This window comes from Priestia megaterium (assembly GCF_046599315.1).
Lineage (GTDB): Bacteria > Bacillota > Bacilli > Bacillales > Bacillaceae_H > Priestia > Priestia megaterium_F.
The window spans coordinates 118,819-135,258 of record NZ_JBKIKC010000004.1 but is presented as its reverse complement, the minus strand read 5'-3'; the positions used below and the strand labels follow the sequence as shown (position 1 = coordinate 135,258).

20 protein-coding genes and 1 tRNA gene are annotated in these 16,440 nt (G+C 37.7%); 12 read left to right on the top strand and 9 right to left on the bottom strand.

Annotation, left to right across the window (positions count from 1 at the left end):
* The first annotated feature begins 277 nt into the window (after window positions 1–277).
* Window positions 278–478: a hypothetical protein gene (locus ACLHDF_RS15055; RefSeq protein WP_413919544.1), complete on the top strand. Its 201-nt coding sequence runs from the start codon at window positions 278–280 to the stop codon at window positions 476–478.
* 198 nt (window positions 479–676) lie between these two features.
* Here the strand turns inward: ACLHDF_RS15055 and ACLHDF_RS15050 are convergent.
* Window positions 677–748, bottom strand: a tRNA-Val gene (locus ACLHDF_RS15050).
* A 130-nt stretch (window positions 749–878) separates the two neighbouring features.
* Here ACLHDF_RS15050 and ACLHDF_RS15045 point away from each other — a divergent pair.
* The 3 genes from ACLHDF_RS15045 to ACLHDF_RS15035 are packed head-to-tail and all read left to right on the top strand — an operon-like array spanning window position 879 to window position 2,267.
* Window positions 879–1,169, top strand: coding sequence for a DsbA family protein (locus ACLHDF_RS15045; RefSeq protein WP_413919543.1), 291 nt, complete (start codon window positions 879–881; stop codon window positions 1,167–1,169).
* Window positions 1,147–1,491 (top strand): DsbA family oxidoreductase, encoded by a 345-nt coding sequence (locus ACLHDF_RS15040; RefSeq protein ID WP_413919542.1) that lies wholly within the window; start codon window positions 1,147–1,149, stop codon window positions 1,489–1,491. Before ACLHDF_RS15045 ends, ACLHDF_RS15040 begins: the two co-directional genes overlap by 23 nt.
* A gap of 20 nt (window positions 1,492–1,511) precedes the next feature.
* Window positions 1,512–2,267, top strand: coding sequence for an arylamine N-acetyltransferase family protein (locus ACLHDF_RS15035; protein ID WP_413919541.1), 756 nt, complete (start codon window positions 1,512–1,514; stop codon window positions 2,265–2,267).
* A gap of 28 nt (window positions 2,268–2,295) precedes the next feature.
* Here the strand turns inward: ACLHDF_RS15035 and ACLHDF_RS15030 are convergent, their stop codons facing one another.
* Entirely contained in the window at window positions 2,296–2,745 is a 450-nt protein-coding gene (locus ACLHDF_RS15030) for an Lrp/AsnC family transcriptional regulator (RefSeq protein ID WP_413919540.1), read from the bottom strand.
* A gap of 172 nt (window positions 2,746–2,917) precedes the next feature.
* Here ACLHDF_RS15030 and ACLHDF_RS15025 point away from each other — a divergent pair, with 172 nt between their 5' ends.
* Complete coding sequence (locus ACLHDF_RS15025; protein ID WP_413919539.1) at window positions 2,918–3,538, top strand: YitT family protein; 621 nt, start codon at window positions 2,918–2,920, stop codon at window positions 3,536–3,538.
* A 37-nt stretch (window positions 3,539–3,575) separates the two neighbouring features.
* On the opposite strand, the gene ACLHDF_RS15020 is transcribed toward ACLHDF_RS15025, so the two are convergent.
* The 5 genes from ACLHDF_RS15020 to gnd form a co-directional block, all read right to left on the bottom strand.
* Complete coding sequence (locus tag ACLHDF_RS15020; RefSeq protein ID WP_413919538.1) at window positions 3,576–4,187, bottom strand: DUF1349 domain-containing protein; 612 nt, start codon at window positions 4,185–4,187, stop codon at window positions 3,576–3,578.
* A 153-nt stretch (window positions 4,188–4,340) separates the two neighbouring features.
* Window positions 4,341–5,669 carry a gluconate:H+ symporter gene (locus ACLHDF_RS15015; RefSeq protein ID WP_413919537.1) on the bottom strand — a complete coding sequence of 443 codons (1,329 nt, stop codon included), beginning with the start codon at window positions 5,667–5,669 and terminating at the stop codon, window positions 4,341–4,343.
* A 271-nt stretch (window positions 5,670–5,940) separates the two neighbouring features.
* On the bottom strand, window positions 5,941–7,467 hold the full coding sequence (locus ACLHDF_RS15010; RefSeq protein WP_413919536.1) for an NCS1 family nucleobase:cation symporter-1: 1,527 nt from the start codon (window positions 7,465–7,467) through the stop codon (window positions 5,941–5,943).
* A 278-nt stretch (window positions 7,468–7,745) separates the two neighbouring features.
* Entirely contained in the window at window positions 7,746–9,287 is a 1,542-nt protein-coding gene (gntK, locus tag ACLHDF_RS15005) for a gluconokinase (protein ID WP_413919535.1), read from the bottom strand.
* A 25-nt stretch (window positions 9,288–9,312) separates the two neighbouring features.
* Window positions 9,313–10,212 carry a phosphogluconate dehydrogenase (NAD(+)-dependent, decarboxylating) gene (gnd, locus tag ACLHDF_RS15000; RefSeq protein WP_413919534.1) on the bottom strand — a complete coding sequence of 300 codons (900 nt, stop codon included), beginning with the start codon at window positions 10,210–10,212 and terminating at the stop codon, window positions 9,313–9,315.
* Between the two features lie 150 nt (window positions 10,213–10,362).
* Here gnd and ACLHDF_RS14995 point away from each other — a divergent pair, with 150 nt between their 5' ends.
* The gene (locus ACLHDF_RS14995) at window positions 10,363–11,208 is read left to right on the top strand and encodes a MurR/RpiR family transcriptional regulator (RefSeq protein WP_413919533.1); all 846 of its coding nucleotides are present in this window, start codon (window positions 10,363–10,365) and stop codon (window positions 11,206–11,208) included.
* Window positions 11,209–11,377: 169 nt separating this feature from the next.
* On the top strand, window positions 11,378–11,857 hold the full coding sequence (locus ACLHDF_RS14990; RefSeq protein ID WP_413919532.1) for a GNAT family N-acetyltransferase: 480 nt from the start codon (window positions 11,378–11,380) through the stop codon (window positions 11,855–11,857).
* Between the two features lie 125 nt (window positions 11,858–11,982).
* Here ACLHDF_RS14990 and ACLHDF_RS14985 read toward each other — a convergent pair whose 3' ends face one another.
* Window positions 11,983–12,519, bottom strand: a complete 537-nt coding sequence (locus ACLHDF_RS14985; RefSeq protein WP_013055458.1) for a phosphatidylglycerophosphatase A — start codon at window positions 12,517–12,519, stop codon at window positions 11,983–11,985.
* A 173-nt stretch (window positions 12,520–12,692) separates the two neighbouring features.
* Here ACLHDF_RS14985 and ACLHDF_RS14980 point away from each other — a divergent pair, with 173 nt between their 5' ends.
* The 5 genes from ACLHDF_RS14980 (at window position 12,693) to ACLHDF_RS14960 (ending at window position 15,770) form a co-directional block, all read left to right on the top strand.
* Window positions 12,693–13,079, top strand: coding sequence for a hypothetical protein (locus ACLHDF_RS14980; protein WP_413919531.1), 387 nt, complete (start codon window positions 12,693–12,695; stop codon window positions 13,077–13,079).
* A 162-nt stretch (window positions 13,080–13,241) separates the two neighbouring features.
* On the top strand, window positions 13,242–13,967 hold the full coding sequence (locus ACLHDF_RS14975; protein WP_413919530.1) for an alpha/beta hydrolase: 726 nt from the start codon (window positions 13,242–13,244) through the stop codon (window positions 13,965–13,967).
* Window positions 13,968–14,050: 83 nt separating this feature from the next.
* On the top strand, window positions 14,051–14,563 hold the full coding sequence (locus tag ACLHDF_RS14970) for a YjcG family protein (RefSeq protein ID WP_413919529.1): 513 nt from the start codon (window positions 14,051–14,053) through the stop codon (window positions 14,561–14,563).
* A 5-nt stretch (window positions 14,564–14,568) separates the two neighbouring features.
* Window positions 14,569–15,003, top strand: coding sequence for a GNAT family N-acetyltransferase (locus ACLHDF_RS14965; protein WP_413919528.1), 435 nt, complete (start codon window positions 14,569–14,571; stop codon window positions 15,001–15,003).
* A gap of 89 nt (window positions 15,004–15,092) precedes the next feature.
* Complete coding sequence (locus ACLHDF_RS14960; protein ID WP_413919527.1) at window positions 15,093–15,770, top strand: DUF421 domain-containing protein; 678 nt, start codon at window positions 15,093–15,095, stop codon at window positions 15,768–15,770.
* Window positions 15,771–15,848: 78 nt separating this feature from the next.
* Here the strand turns inward: ACLHDF_RS14960 and ACLHDF_RS14955 are convergent, their stop codons facing one another.
* Entirely contained in the window at window positions 15,849–16,100 is a 252-nt protein-coding gene (locus ACLHDF_RS14955; protein WP_413919526.1) for a hypothetical protein, read from the bottom strand.
* Window positions 16,101–16,440 lie beyond the last annotated feature (340 nt).

Here is a 16,440-nt window from a genome sequence, read left to right as displayed (position 1 = left end):
CTCTCCTCATACTATCTTTCTTGGTACGAGCATATATAGATAACGTGCACTTTTTATGCATCCTCCTTCCACTTGGGTATCGAGTAAATGCCGTCATGTCAGGGATGCATAAAAAGCTGCATAAAACAGAAACAGGACCTCATCGAATCCCTTGTCTCCCATGGGTTCTCTTTTTTGAGGTGTACCGAAAAGAGTGTTTATGTAAACTAGCTCTGTATAGGATATTCATATACTTAGATATATAATTTAGGTAACTATTTGTAAAGGAGTTAGTCCATTGAAAAAGTATGAAAAGATGTTACTAGCATTCAATGACAAAGAATTAAATTGCTATGCAAATCAAGGGGATTGGCTTTATATTACAACTAAGAATGATACAAAAAAGGGATTGTTTAGTTTAGCCAATTACTTGCATTTCTTTGTTTTTGTAAATTCAAGGAACTTCTCAAATACTACTTTTGCTAAATCTTTTTTTTAAATCTTTTCATCTTTCCCCTTATGGGATTGTTGTTTATTAACTCGGGGTTTTTCGTCAAAATAATTAAATGAAGACAACAAAAAACACTCCTTTATTCTAGAATTAGAATGTCGGAGTGTTTTCGTCAAAGATTGATTGAATCACTACGAAGGTTTTGCTGTTAGTAAAAACAGCACCAACGCAACAAATTCAATGGTATGAGCGATGAGGGATTCGAACCCCCGACCCCATCCCTGTCAAGGATGTATTCTCCCACTGAACTAATCGCTCGTGATATGTATTGATTATATTATAGAAAGAGTTATCCAATTTTGTCAACTATTTTTCTACGGTTTCCAAATTGGAAGGATCGTCTTTACTTCTGATAAAATAAGAACATGCCATAAAGGAACGTGACGGGATGAAAGCACATGTTGAATTTTATTTTGATTTTGTCTGTCCACTATATTTTCTAGCCGCTAAGCCTTTAGGAGAAGTCATTAAAGAACAAAAAGCTGAGATTGAATGGAAGCCTTTTGAACTTCGCCCTGAGCCAGCTGAGCAGATGGAGCAAATAAAAGATTCTTTAGAGAAATCTTGGAATCAACTCATAGTGCCATTAGCACAACAGCTGCACGTAGAAATAAAGATGCCGGCCTTGTCCTTAGTCCCACGTACTTATTTGGCACATGAAGGCTTTTCAGTTTGCTAAAAAACATGGTCAAGAAAGCGCCTATGTAGATGCTGTATTTAAAGCTTATTGGGGAGATGGAAAAGATATTAGCCAGACTGAAGTTTTAGCAGAAATCGCTGATTCCCTGCATTTAGATAAAGAGATATTTACGCATATCTTAAAAGACCGGACGTTTGAACAGGTTCATAAAGATAGCTTAACTCATACGTATGAGGATGCTCACGTAACGGAAGTACCAACTTTAAAAATTGGCAGCCGCGTACTTCAAGGATTCGCTTCCAAAGAGACAATCGAACAAGCGCTGTTACATGAACGTTCTACTAAAGACAGAGAGAAATGATTTATTAAGAGGTGTATTTGATGAATATTAATTATTATTTTAGTCGATTTTTAGCTAAGAAACCGGATAGCCCAACGTATGAAAGCCTAGCTGCTTTACAGAACAAGCACATGCTTCATGTTCCTTTTGAAAACTTAGACGTGCTGTCTCAAACCCCTATTATTATTGATTTAGAACGGATTTTTCAAAAAGTAATCGTAAATTTACGTGGAGGATTTTGCTACGAATTAAACGGTTTATTTGGCTGGCTGTTAAAAGAAAGCGGATATGAAGTCTCCTACGTTTCGGCTACCGTTAAAAAACCCGACGGCACGTGGACAATTGAAGGAAGTCACGCTACAAACCTTGTGACGATTGAAAATCAGTCTTACATCGTGGACGTTGGATTTGGAGATTCCGTTCGCAAACCAATGCCTCTAAGTGGCGAAGTAGTAAGAGATGTAAGCGGCTCTTACCGCATGACAAACGTTGCTGGGCATACGTATGATTTGCAACGTTTGGAAGACGAAGTATGGAAAACGCTGTACCGCGTGTCTACGCTTCCTAAGAAACTGACTGACTTTACCCCTATGTGTGAGTTCAATCAGACGTCACCCGATTCTCCGTTTATACACAAACGTCTTGTTACTATCGCAACACCTACAGGGCGCATTACACTCTCCGGTGAAACGCTAACTGTAACAGAGAGCGAAAAAAAGACAAAAAGGAACGTTTCAAAAGAAGAGATTCCTGATATTTTACAAAACCATTTTTATATTATTAAAGGATTTTATTAATATACCCTTATCTGAAAAACCGGCCTCCTCATGGGGTCGGTTTTTGTACAGGGGTAATCATCCTGTTTTCTACAGGGGACTTTAAAATAATCGACGTATTCACGTTTCCATAAGGAATCAGTTCATCAACCAGCATTCGAAGCCCTTCCATTCCGCACACCGCTGCTTTGATAAAATAAGAAACCGGCCCCGTTACACGATGACATTCAAGTACATCTTCATTTTGCTCAATAAATTCTTCAAATTCCTCTGGTTTTCTTTTCAATTCACTTACTTGAATAAACAGCTGTGTATCTCTTCCTAGAGCTTTTGGAGATACCGTAGCGCTGAAACGTTGGATTACTCCTCGTTCCTGAAGACGCTGCAGCCTTTCTGATACGCTTGGACGGCTAAGAGCCAGCTTTTTTGATAAATCACTAATCGTCATACGCCCATCTTTTTGCAAAATAGATAATAATTGTGCATCGATTTGATCCATACAAACCTTTCCTTTCAAAATGAATATAATAAATAAAATCTTCATTCAAGTTGATAACAGAACAAGTATTATTTCCTTCACTTATGCATGTGTTTTCTTTATTTAATATCCTATCATTAAAGTAGATGATTGAAAATGAAAATTCAGAAAAACCAAACAAAGGAGTTTATTTATGCAAAAAGTTTTATGGATTATTCTTGGATGTACAATTGCAAGTATTGGTGTCCTTATCTTGCGGCACTCTCACGTAGTGACGGGAGGAACAGCTGGTCTATCTCTTAGCTTGTCATATGCTCTTCCTTTATCGTTTGCGGTGATCTTTTTTCTCATTAATATCCCTTTTTATCTCTTTTCCTTCTTTCAAATGGGATGGAAATTTACCTCCACAACTATAGGATCAGTGTCTTTGCTATCACTTCTCACTTCACTCGATCACTTGCTTCCTTCTTTTACACTTCCTAGCCTTATGGGTGCTGTTACTGGCGGACTAATTGCGGGTCTTGGGTTATCCATTTTATTTATGAACGGAGCTTCTCTCGGCGGTGCTAATATTCTAGCGCTATTCGCACAGAGAAAATTCGGATGGGACCCTGGAAAAGTGAATTTTTCATTTGATTTCCTTGTTGTGCTGTCGAGCATGTATTCAATTGGACTTTCAAAAGGCATTTTCTCTGTTATATCTATTTCGATTACAGGGTTTGTTATCAGCTACTTTAAGCAAAAAATTGCTTTACACAATCAACCGACACCCGCTTCTGCCACACAGCCTTTAGATAATGCGATTTCTAAATAAAAACACGATTTAGCTGTGACTAAATCGTGTTTTTTATTTAAATTTTTTCTACTTTTATAAAATCAAATTGGGCTTCATATCCTTCTCCTTGAGGACTACAAGCGTAAATGCCAACTTGAATAGGTTCTTTGGATGAGTTCAATAAGTGAGCGAGTCGGAGCTGAGTCCAAGAATCTCCATCACTTGAATAACAAACGGTGTAATCATCGTTTTTGCGCTGAATTTTAAAATAAAGCGCTGATTTGTTTTGAGTGAAATTTTGACTGGACCAATCTGAGAAGCCTTGGTTGGTTACGACTGCTCCTAATTGGTTAGGACCATCGGGATTGTATTCAACTGACGTTTTAATCCACGTATCTTTTGATACACGAATCATTAGACCTGCTTGATCGTAGCGATTAACTGGATATGTATGTACCTTTGTCATGACTTCAAAGTCGCCTTCTACTTCACGATAAAGAAAGTGCCCATTGTCCGCTTCAAAACCATAATGAGTACGCTGCCAAAAATCTGTTTTAGCGTCTGTCTTAATCACTAATCGATTCGTTTCCGTATCAATTTGAAATTGGGCTGGTGGACAAAACCAAGAAACGTCCGAATCTAATTTTCCTTCTGAAAAGTTTGTGAAAAATACTAGTTGATTACTCACTCTCTGTCATTCCCTTCTTAGAAGCTATTGGTCTTCTATTTCTATTCTGCCATAATTTAACGAATAAATAAAATATTTTGATTATTTTTCTTGTAAATTCTTTTCTTTCATAAAAAATAAGACTCTTTTACATAGAGTAAAAGAGTCTTATTTTTAGATTAGTGCATTTAGAATAAGTGCTCCTGCAAAAGCAATAAAGGATAGAAGCGTTTCCAGAACGGTCCATGTTTTGAACGTTTCTTTCACTGTTAACCCTAAGTACTCCTTCACCATCCAGAATCCAGCATCATTAACGTGAGAGAACATTAGTGAACCCGCACCAGTAACGATAACAAGAAGTTCTAAGTTAACACCAGACATGTGCTCAATGATTGGTGAGACAATACCCGCCGCTGTTGTTAATGCAACTGTTGCTGAACCTGTAGCGATACGGATTAACCCAGCAATTAAAAATGCAAGTACAAGGGGCGACAGAGACAGATGTTCAGACATTTGACCAATTGTTGTACCTACTCCGCTGTCGATTAATACTTGTTTGAAGCCGCCGCCTGCACCAATAATTAAGACAATAGATCCTACAGGAAGCAAACATTCTTCCGTTAGTTTTTTAATAACGTCTTTTGTCATACCTTGGCGTTTTCCAAGCAGGTAAAACGCTGCAAAACAAGCAATTAAAAGTGCAATTAATGGGCTTCCTATTAATTCTACAAATTCCACTAAGCCGCCTGGCAAGCCGTTAATAATAGGCGCTATAGCTGCTAAGACCATTAACAGAACGGGCAGTAAAATGACAAAGAAGGAAACGCCTGTACCAGGAAGATCTTTTGATGTTGTCGTGATACGAATTAGTTCAGGTTCTCCTTCTGGAATCACACGTTTGTGAACCCACTTTGCAAAAACTGGTCCAGCGATAACTGCAGCTGGAATTGAAATGATTAATGCGTATAAAAGAACTTTCCCCGTATTTGCTCCGTAAATACTAATAGCTGCCATCGCTCCTGGATGAGGAGGAACGAGACCATGAACAATTGATAATCCTGCAATAACTGGCAGAGCAATCAATAATATATTTTGTTTTGTTGTTTTATGAATGGAAATAACTAAAGGCAGTAAGATTAAAATTCCCACTTCGAAGAAAACAGGAATACCAATAATGAAACCTGCTACTAGCATCGCCCACGGCAGTCTTTTCACACCGAATATTTTTACGAAATAATCTGCCACCTGCATGCCAGCACCGGAATCGGCCATCAGCTTACCTAAAATTGTTCCTAATGCTAAAATTCCCACTAAGTGTCCTAAAACACCGCCAACTCCCGTTTCGTAAGCGGCAACAATTTTATCCATTGATAACCCAGAAGCAATTGCCAAAAACAAACTCGCAACCGTTAAACTAATAAACGCATGCCATTTAAAAACTGAAACACCTACAATAACAATAACAATTGCGGCAACTGTAATAGCTAATAAGTATGCATCCATCTTGCTTTCCACCTTCCCTTTAAGTAAACGCTTTCTCTATGTGGCAAAAAAGCTTTACACCCCGTGAATTTTTTTAAAAAATAAGTTCCAAATATCGAAATCGTTTACATTAATTATTTTAGAAAACGATTTCATTTTTTTATTACTTAAATTATATGAAAAAAAAATTCTTAAATCAATAAAAAAACTAAAAAAATTTTTATCAATTTTCTTCCATAGCATTTGAAAACATAAAAAAAACCAATCGTGTTAATGATTGGTTTTTACTTTCTTATTTTGTGATGGTTGGATTAGCCGTTTGACTGTCGATGATTGGTTTTTCGCTTGTTTTTAATGTTATTTCTTCATATTCTCCCGGCGCTAATACACTCTTATCTCCTCTCATGAGATACGTGTACGCGATGATAGAAATGAATAAACCGAATGTCCAGGCATTATCCCATAAAAAATGCAGGCCAGGAATCAGTAAGCCTAAAACGGGTACGGCCACGCCAATTACTAATGCATAAATACCATTTTTATTAAAGCCTGTTGAATAGCTGTAGCGACCGTTTACCTCGTATAAATCCTTTAATGCCATCTGTCTCCTTCTTACAAGCCAGTAGTCAGCAATAGCGATTCCGTCTATAGGACCAAGCAGCGCTCCATATGTTCCAAGCCAGCCGAAGATATAGTTCCCGAAATTAGACATGATGTACCATGGCTGAAGCAAAATAGCAAAAATACCGGTCACTAGTGCCCCCATTGCAAACGTGATTTTCTTTGGATTCAGATTCTCAATTGCACGGGCTGGCGCGACAATATTTGCTCCCACATTAATCGTCAAAGAAGAAAGCACGATAACGATTGTTCCTAAGAGAATGATAAACGGAGGAAATTTAGCTATTAATGCAACTGGATCCCAAATCGCTTCTCCAAATATAACGATTGTTGCTGAGGTAACGGCAATTCCAATAAATGAAAAAATACTCATTGTCAACGGCAAAGAGAAGGTTTGCGCAACCATTTGGGATTTCTGACTTCTAGCATATCGACAAAAATCCGGAATGTTCAAAGCAAGTGTTGCCCAAAACGCAATGACTCCCGTTAAAGCAGGGAAAAATACAGCCAGAAATTCTCCAGTTGATGTAAATTTAGAAGGCGTAGATAAAATGGGGCCCCATCCTCCTGAATTTGTATAAGCCCATATAAAAAGAATAATAGCTGAAATACCAATAACAGGGGCAGCAATCGCTCCTAATACTTTAATTGCTTGCGGTCCTTTATATGCTACTCCTACATTTAAAAGCCAAAAGAGAGCAAATACAATGGCTGTATGACCAGGCAAACCATTCCAAGATGAAAACGAAGCGCTTAGCAGTGTATCAATTGCTTCTGTTCCAATCCATGTATTAATCCCAAACCACCCAGCAGCCACAATAGCCCTCGCCAGTGCTGGAATATGTGCTCCTTTGTCTCCAAACCAAAGGCGAGCAAATACCGGATAAGGAATGCCAAACTTGGTTCCAGCGTGAGAATTAAGCAAAATAGGAATAAGAACAATCACATTTCCTAAAAAGATCGTACCAATTGCTTGCCACCAGTTCATTCCAAGCGTCATCATTCCGCTTGCCATTGTGTAAGCTGGAATACACAGACACATCCCAATCCAAAGCGTAGCAAAGTTAACTCCTCTCCAAGAATGTTCTTTCATCGTAGTTGGACGTAAATCTTCATTCCAAAGGTCACTGCCACTCAGCTGATTGTGCGTCTCATCTGTGAGGGTTACAATTCCATCTTGCTCGATTTGTGTTTTCATCCATAAAACCCCTTTTCATAAAATAAGTTCATTTCAAAAAACAAATTTTATTTGAATTTTCTGAAATATAAAGGCGTTTGTGACGATTCCTTCTAGTATGTGATAAATACTAACGTTACCCCTTATTATATTTAATGAGAAACAGGGATACACTGGACAAATTGTAACATTATTTGAGGGAACTTTTATATATTGTGTAGTGTTAACTCTTTCGGTTGTTAGATAACCTAACACACAAAAAATCATCGCTTGAAAGCTTCAAGCGATGATTCTGGATATTAATGTACGTATTTTTTTTGAAAAGCCGTAATGCTTTCGTATTCTTCTTTAAATAAGCGAGCCAAACGAATATAAATAGTCGTTAACTCTTTATATACTTCACTGTTTTCTTTGATGGGATAATGATGATTAGTCGCTCCAACCATATCAGAAACAACATTTAATGAGTCAACTTCACCAAGGCTATATAAGCCAAGGATAACGGCTCCTAGACATGAACTTTCAAAGCTTTCCGGCACGGATACTTCTTGGTTAAAAATATCTGCCATCATTTGACGCCAAAGTGCGGAACGTGCAAATCCGCCTGTTGCCTGAATTTTTGTAGGCTCTCCAATTAACTCTTCAAGGGCTAATAATACGGTATATAAGTTAAAGATAACACCTTCTAATACGGCACGAATCATATGTTCTTTTTTATGATGTAAACCTAGGCCGAAAAATGACCCTTTCGCATTTGCATCCCAAAGCGGCGCGCGTTCTCCTGAAAGGTATGGATGAAATAATAAGCCGTCTGCTCCCGGTTTCACTAAAGCCGCAATATCCGTTAATACTTCATACGGATCTTTTCCAAGGCGTTTAGCTGTTTCCACTTCCGACGCTCCAAATTGATCGCGAGCCCATCTAAAAATCATGCCTCCATTATTTACAGGGCCACCAATTACCCAGTGGTCTTCTGTCAACGCATAACAGAAAATACGGCCTTTAGGATCGACTACCGGCTTATCAGTCACTGCTCGAATAGCTCCGCTTGTCCCAATTGTAACAGCAACAACGCCTGGTTCAATCGCATTTACACCTAGATTGGATAATACGCCGTCACTTGCCCCTACAATAAATGGCGTATCCGGCTGTAAATGCATCTCAACTGCAAGCTCTGGGTTTAACCCTTTTAGCTGGTGCATTGTTGAAACAGGAGTAGATAGCTGATCTGTTGTAACACCTGCTACTTTGAGTGCTTCTTCATCCCACGCAAGATTTTTCAAATTAAACAAACCTGTTGCTGATGCAATTGAATAGTCGATAACATATTCGTTAAACAACTTTAAGAATACATATTCTTTAATCGAAATAAACTTATATGTTCCCTTCACTAATTCAGGCTGTTCATTAGAAAGCCACGTTAGCTTGGAAAGCGGTGACATCGGATGAATAGGCGTACCCGTACGTAAATAAATCTCATGACCATTGTATTCATTTTTAATTTTTTCCGTCCATTCTGCACTTCTATTATCCGCCCATGTGATACATTTTGTCAGCGGTTTCCCCTGCTGATCAACGGCAATAACACTGTGCATAGCTGAGCTGAATGAAACGCATAAAATATCCTCAGGTTTTACATCGCTCGTTTTTACAACCGTTTGAATTGTACGTACAACTGCTTGAAAAATTTCTTCAGGATCTTGCTCAGCCATCGCGGGCGTAGGCGAGTGTAATGGATACTCAATCCCATGGTTCGCAATGACTGTACCGTCTACTGAAAACAATACAGACTTTGTACTCGTTGTTCCGATATCTACACCTATTGCATATTTTTTGCTCATGCTGCTGTCCCCCTACTTTACTACTTTACTTATTTACAACACCGTGACCACCGAATTCATTTCGAAGTGCTGCTACAACTTTTCCTGTAAATGTATCTTCCTCTAATGAACGATAGCGCATCATTAGCGATAAAGCAATAACAGGAGTTGCCGTTTGAAGATCAAGAGCAGTCTCTACGGTCCATTTCCCTTCACCAGAAGACTGCATGATGCCTTTAATACTATCTAGTTTAGGATCTTTTGAAAACGCATTTTCTGTTAGTTCCATTAACCAAGAACGAACAACAGATCCGTTATTCCAAACGCGTGCGACGGCTTCATAGTCGAAATCAAACTGACTTTTTTCCAGAACTTCAAATCCTTCAGCAATGGATTGCATCATTCCATATTCTACACCATTATGAACCATTTTTAAAAAATGACCGCTTCCGCTTTTACCTGCATACATAAATCCATTTTCTACACAAATATCACTAAAAATGGGTTCGATTGTGCGGAATGCTTCGGCATCTCCGCCAATCATTGTACACGCTCCGTTTCTTGCACCTTCCATTCCACCGCTTGTCCCTACATCAAAGAAGTAAATACCTTTTTCCTGAAGATCATGAGCACGTCGAACAGATTCTTTATAATTAGAGTTTCCTCCATCTATTACAATATCTCCTTCTGACAGAAGTTCTTTTAATTCTGTAATAACGTTTTCCGTTACTTCTCCAGCTGGAACCATAACCCATACAACTTTAGGTGAAGCCGGCAGTTCGTTGACTAACTCTTGAATAGTAAAAGCACCAGCTGCTCCTTCATTTGAAAGTTTTTCTACCGCTTCTTTATTTACATCATAAGCTACTACTTCATGATGGTTATCCATTAAATTTAAAGATAAATTATATCCCATTTTTCCTAAACCGATTAATCCAATTTTCATTTTACAAACTCCCTTTGAAAAAAAATTTCACATTACCTCCATTATACGAATTATTTTTCATTTTGCAATCGTTTACAAGAAAATTTTTTTCACTCATATTTTTGTGCTATACTCTTTTTACTACTAAATTCGTAGAAAGGAACATCAGTTATGACGCAAAATTGCTTAGGAAAAATCCGCTCTCACTATGCTAGATTCAGTGAAAAAGAGAAAAAGATTGCAAATTATATTTTAGAACAGCCGGAACAAATTATTCACAGTACCATTAACGAAGTAGCAGACGATTTAAATGTAGCTGATGCAACAGTCTTTCGCTTTTGTAAACGAATTGGCTTCAAGGGCTATCAAGCGATGAAAATAGCGCTGGCTGCTGAAATTATGACGCCTATTCAGCAGATTCATGAGGAAATCGCTGAAACGGATAATGAAAAAACGATTGCTGAAAAAATCTTTCGCTCCAACGTGCGAACTCTTGAAAATACATTACAAATACTAGAAGGTAATGCCATTGAAAAAGCCGTCAAACTTCTTATGCAAGCCGATAAAGTTCAATTTTATGGCACAGGAGGATCTTCAGTGGTGGCTATGGATGCCTTTCATAAATTTGTGCGAACAGGAATTAAAACGTTTGCATTTATTGATTCCCACTTCCAGCTTATGTCCGCTTCTCAATTAACGAAACAAGATGTAGCGGTGGTGATTTCTCATTCCGGAACAAATAAAGACACGATGAACATTTTAAATACAGCAAAAGCTAACGGTGCCAAAACAATCGGTATCACGGGTTTTCCTAAATCTCCATTAAGCCAAAACGTCGACGTTTCCCTTTATACGAGTTCAGAAGAAACCGAGTATCGATCTGAAGCTCTTGCTTCGAGGATTGGACAGCTGAGCCTCATTGACGCTTTATACGTTAATGTGATGATTGCAAATAAAGACGCCTCTAAACATTCGCTTGAAAAAGTGCGCGACGCCATCGCTGAAACTAGAATTTAGTGTTTTTCGCTTATATAGCTTTCAGCTATAACATCAAACAGAGCATAAAATATATGCTCTGTTTGACGCGGTTCTTTCTTTAATATTTTCAGATTTTGATTCTCATTTAACATTTTGGAAGTTGCTACATATGATAAAGCACAACTTTTAAAAAGTAGGTGAGGTGTGTATGGATATTATCTATCGCACTGCAAAACTAGATGATTATACAGAAGTCAATAACATTTTAGGGGAATCACTAGACCTTCACGCAAATGCGCTTCCTTCTATGTTTGACAATCAAATGGCCGTTTTATCTCCTGAACAATATCAGGCTACTCTTTATTATGCCACCATTGATATTCTTGTAGCTCAATATCGAAATCAAATTATCGGAGCGTCTGTTGTTGAATTAAAATACAACCCCCCCACCACATTAGCTCCTCTTTCCTATACAGCATACATTCAATATTTTGGTGTTAAGAAAGGATTTCAAAATTACGGCGTAGGAAAAGGTCTTTTTTCTGCTACGAAACAGTGGGCTGTACAAAAAGGAGCAAATGACCTCCAGCTTACCGTATGGGCATTTAACGAAAAAGCACATGCTTTTTATGAAAGTCTTGGACTGAAAAACTTAAGCTACCTTATGACTACTTCACTACAGCCATAAATTGTTTCATTAACGGAAGCCAGGCACGTAGGAAATACGCGCCTGGCTTCCGTTATTCAAATAAAAGACTACATCATTTCGACGTGTTAATTTACGTAGCTTATATACATACTAAAAGAAGTCTATTACGTAGCCGGGTTGCCTTCTTGCAGCTGTTCTTGTTCATCACGCTGACGGTGAGCTAGACGACTTGCTGCACTAGAAGCTACGCTTGCTACCAAATCATCTAAAAAAGTATTAACTCCTTTTTCTTTTTTGCAGTCCAGCTTTTCGATAATCCCTACTTTTACTTTATCTAAATAGCCAAAGGTCGTAACGGCGATGCTGCCATAGGTTAAAACGGCACCTAGAGCAATTGTTTCGTCAACGCCAAACAATCCTTCGTCTTGTTCTACAATACTTTGAAGAGGTTCTGATAATTTATTTTGCTCAGCTAATTTATCAAGTTCGATTCCAACTAGAAGGGCATGCTGAATTTCTCTTTTTTGCAGCACTCTCTCTACGCTTTCCGCACATTCCTGAATGGTTAGAGCTGGATGATAAGGAAGCTGTAAATCATACACTATTTCAGCAATATCCAAAACTGTTACGCCACGCTCTTCTAGCAAATCAAATGTTGCCTTTGCCACTTCTTTGCTCGTTGGGATTTTTTTCGCTGTCATATATCTCTCTCCTTTTCAAGTTGTTGTCTCTCTTTATACTAAATTCGATGAGAGGCGCTAAAAACCTTTTTTGTTTCACCCGTTGGAATTCATAAACTCTTCACATATCTCTTTATGCGCTCATTACGTTTACTTGCTATAATGAAATTATCTAATCAGGAGGTTTGTCTACTGTGGAAGAAAAACAAAGTAAATTTAGCAGAGGCTTATTATTATTTTTTATTGGTGCAACAGCCCTTTTCTTTATCATCTTAATCGTTCTGTTTCTCATGTCTGCTTTTGGAAAAAGCGAAAAAGAAGCAGTTGCTCTGCTAGCAGGGAATCACTATGCTATCGTGAAAGATGGGAATTCATACACTCTTTATGATCAAAAAGAAAACAAGCCTATTTTAGAAGATGTAAACGGATATTTCGGCGCCCGCAATATCCGAAGCTATGTAAAAAATGACATGGAATTGGTTTCGATTGATGAAAAAGAAGAGGAATACACGAAGAAGCCATTAGAAAAAGCCAGCCAAGCTGAAAAAGATATGTTTAAAAAAATGAAAAAATTAGATTAATCAAAAGTGCTTCAGTCGATTCTGAAGCGCTTTTTTAGTAACGAATGCCTCTTTCTCGTCATTCGTTAAAAAATTCGTTACAATAAAATAAAGAACGGTTGTTAAAAAATATGTTACAATAAAGGTAGCGCTTTCATTCAAACGCATAGGAGTCGATTATTCATGTCAGAAAGTAAGCGGAAGTTAGAAGAAATTTCTTTTTATAGTGACGCACTGCAAGAAGACGTCACGTTACTAGTCTATTTGCCGTCTAACTATTCTACGCTCTATAAGTATTCCTTACTTATCGCTCAAGACGGAAAAGATTATGTTATGTACGGACGAACACCTCGTTTAATCGATGATTTAATGAACGAGTCAGAAATCGATCGTACTATTTTTGTCGGTATTCCATATAAAAGTGTGGAAGACAGACGTGATAAGTATCATCCAGAAGGAAAGCAAGTAGATGCTTATATTCGCTTTTTAGCACATGAACTTGTGCCATTTTTGGATAAAACCTATCCTACATATCAAATGGGAAAATCTCGTGTTTTAATTGGAGATTCTCTTGCTGCTACAGTTTCACTGCTGACGGCAATTGCGTATCCTCACACGTTCGGGAAAGTGATCATGCATTCTCCTTTTGTGAATGATGCTGTATTACAAACGGTCAGCTCATTTGCTTCTCCTTCCCTTCTTGATTTATATCATGTTATTGGAACTGAAGAAACAGACGTCAAAACGACACAAGATGGTATATTGAATTTTATTGAGCCTAACCGCTTGTTGCACGAACAAATGAAGCAGCGTGGATACTCGGTTTTCTACGAAGAATTTAATGGAAATCACACGTGGAAATACTGGCAAAAAGACGTAAAGCGTTCGCTTCAATATATGTTGAAGTAGAAAGATGTAATATTTTTTGAAAATTTGTTATAATAAGCTCGCTTTATACATATTTTTATGATCTTACTTTGGAGGGATTTTTTATGAAATTTGGCGTTGTACTTTTTCCATCTAAAAAATTACAAGATGTAGCGAACTCTTATCGAAAACGCTACGATTCTCACTATTCATTAATTCCGCCTCATCTTACATTAAAAGAAGTCTTTGAAGCTACAGAAGACCAAATTGATGAAATTGCGGCTAACTTGCGCAAAATTGCTGAAGAAACAAATCCATTTTCATTAAATGTAACGAAAGTAAGCTCATTTTCACCCGCTAATAACGTTATTTACTTAAAAGTGGAACAAAAGCCAGAACTCACGTCACTTTACAATAAACTTCATGAAGGCGATCTAGAGCAGCCAACCGAATATTCATTTATTCCGCATATCACAATTGGCCAACGACTTTCAGATGATGAGCACTTAGATGTATATAGCCAATTGAAACTTGTGGATGTCGCTCATGAAGAAACAGTGGATCGCTTTCATTTAATGTACCAGCTTGAAAATGAAACATGGACTGTGTTTGAAACATTTCGTCTTGGAAAGGGATAATATACGTGAACATCAAAGTACTAACGAATAAACAAGATCCTTCTGATGCTTACTTCGTACGTCAAAAGGTATTTGTAGAAGAACAGCAGGTTGATGTAGAGCGAGAAATCGACGAATACGATTCCGAAGCCCTCCATTTAGTTGTCTATAGTGGAGCTGAACCAATTGGTGCAGGACGCTTTCGCATAGTAGATGACTACGGAAAAGCCGAACGAATCTGCGTTCTTTCCTCTTATCGAAAAGGCGGTGTAGGAAAGCTTTTGATGGATAAGTTAGAAGAGCTTGCAGCAGAGCATAAGATTGAAAAGGTTAAGCTACATGCTCAAACGCACGCGGAAAGATTTTATAAAAAGCTAGGCTACGTAACGGTTTCAGGTGAATTTATGGATGCTGGAATTCCGCATGTAGAGATGGTAAAAAAATTAAGTAAAAAACACTAGGAATTAAACCTGGTGTTTTTACTTTTTTAAAGGATAAGAACCTTTGTCTTGCTTATACTAATACCTAATCATATGAATTAGGTGAAAATATGGACGAACTTATCGGAATTGCACTAGAGCTTTTTTTCGGATTTATCTGCTTGTTTATTTTAACTAAATTTTTAGGAAGAGCCACGATTACTCAGCTTACCACCTTTGATTTTATCTCTGCTCTTGTATTGGGAGAGTTGGTAGGAAACGCATTATATGACTCAGAAGTAGGAGTAGGAAAAATTTTGTTTTCTGTTATATTTTGGGGAGCGCTTATTTATGTGACTGAAGTTATTACTCAAAAAAACATTCGCCTGCGTCTGTTTTTAGAAGGACGCCCATCTATTATTATTCGAAAGGGAAAAATTTCGTACAAAGAACTTAGCAAAAATCGATTAGATATCGATCAGCTCCTTCATATGCTTCGTTCAAAAGACATATTTTCCATTCGTGAAGTTGAATATGCAATTTTAGAAACAGATGGATCACTAAGCGTATTGCCAAAATCTGATTATGCTAAACCAACTAGAAGCGATCTACACCTGTCCCCTTCTGAACCTGCTTTACCTATCGCATTCGTTAGTGATGGACGTTTGCTTTTGAAAAACTTAATGCAGTCAGGCTTTGATGAAGACTGGCTAAAAGCACAGTTAAAAAAACAAGGATTTACCGATTATAAACAAGTCCTTTATGCTGAATGGCAGCAGGGCAGTACACTTTTTATTGAATCTTATTAAGGTGTTTCTCAGGTTCATTACTTTGCGAAAAAATCGTGAGCGCAGTCATTCACTCTGCTGCGCTCACGATTTTTTCTATTATACACGTGTATTAATCACTAGGCCCTTATTTGTTAGCTTGCTGTATACATGCTCTGCTGCTTGAAGCTTTCTACGCTTTTGTAATGAACTTGATGTCAATTCTAATGATTGAGGACGCGATTCAAACTCTTCGTCAAAGCTTTTTTTCTCAATAGGCCAAATACGTTTTGAAAAAGAAGCATTATTTTTTTGAAGGCGATTTGCATATTGAATAGATTGATAAGGCGTGACGGGCAGTACATATCCCATATGAACCCTCCTCTTTTCCAAGATACCTTCTACTTTCAGACATCAGTATTTTTTCTCCAGGAGTATAGATATTAAAACAGCTCACTTAAATCCTCTACCCTAGGCTTAAAATAGACGGCACTGCCTATCTATAATGCATTTTTGGAGCATATGTGATGTCTTATTCAATATATACCCGTCTTTACATCCTATACCGCCAAAAATATCCGTCCTCTTTTTAAAAAAAGATGATTTTGATATGATAGACTTTGATTATAAAACAAAAAATGTGCGTATATACACATCTATATCGATGTAGAACGAGAGCGGCTTCTTGTTTTAACTCCCTCTTATTTACTAT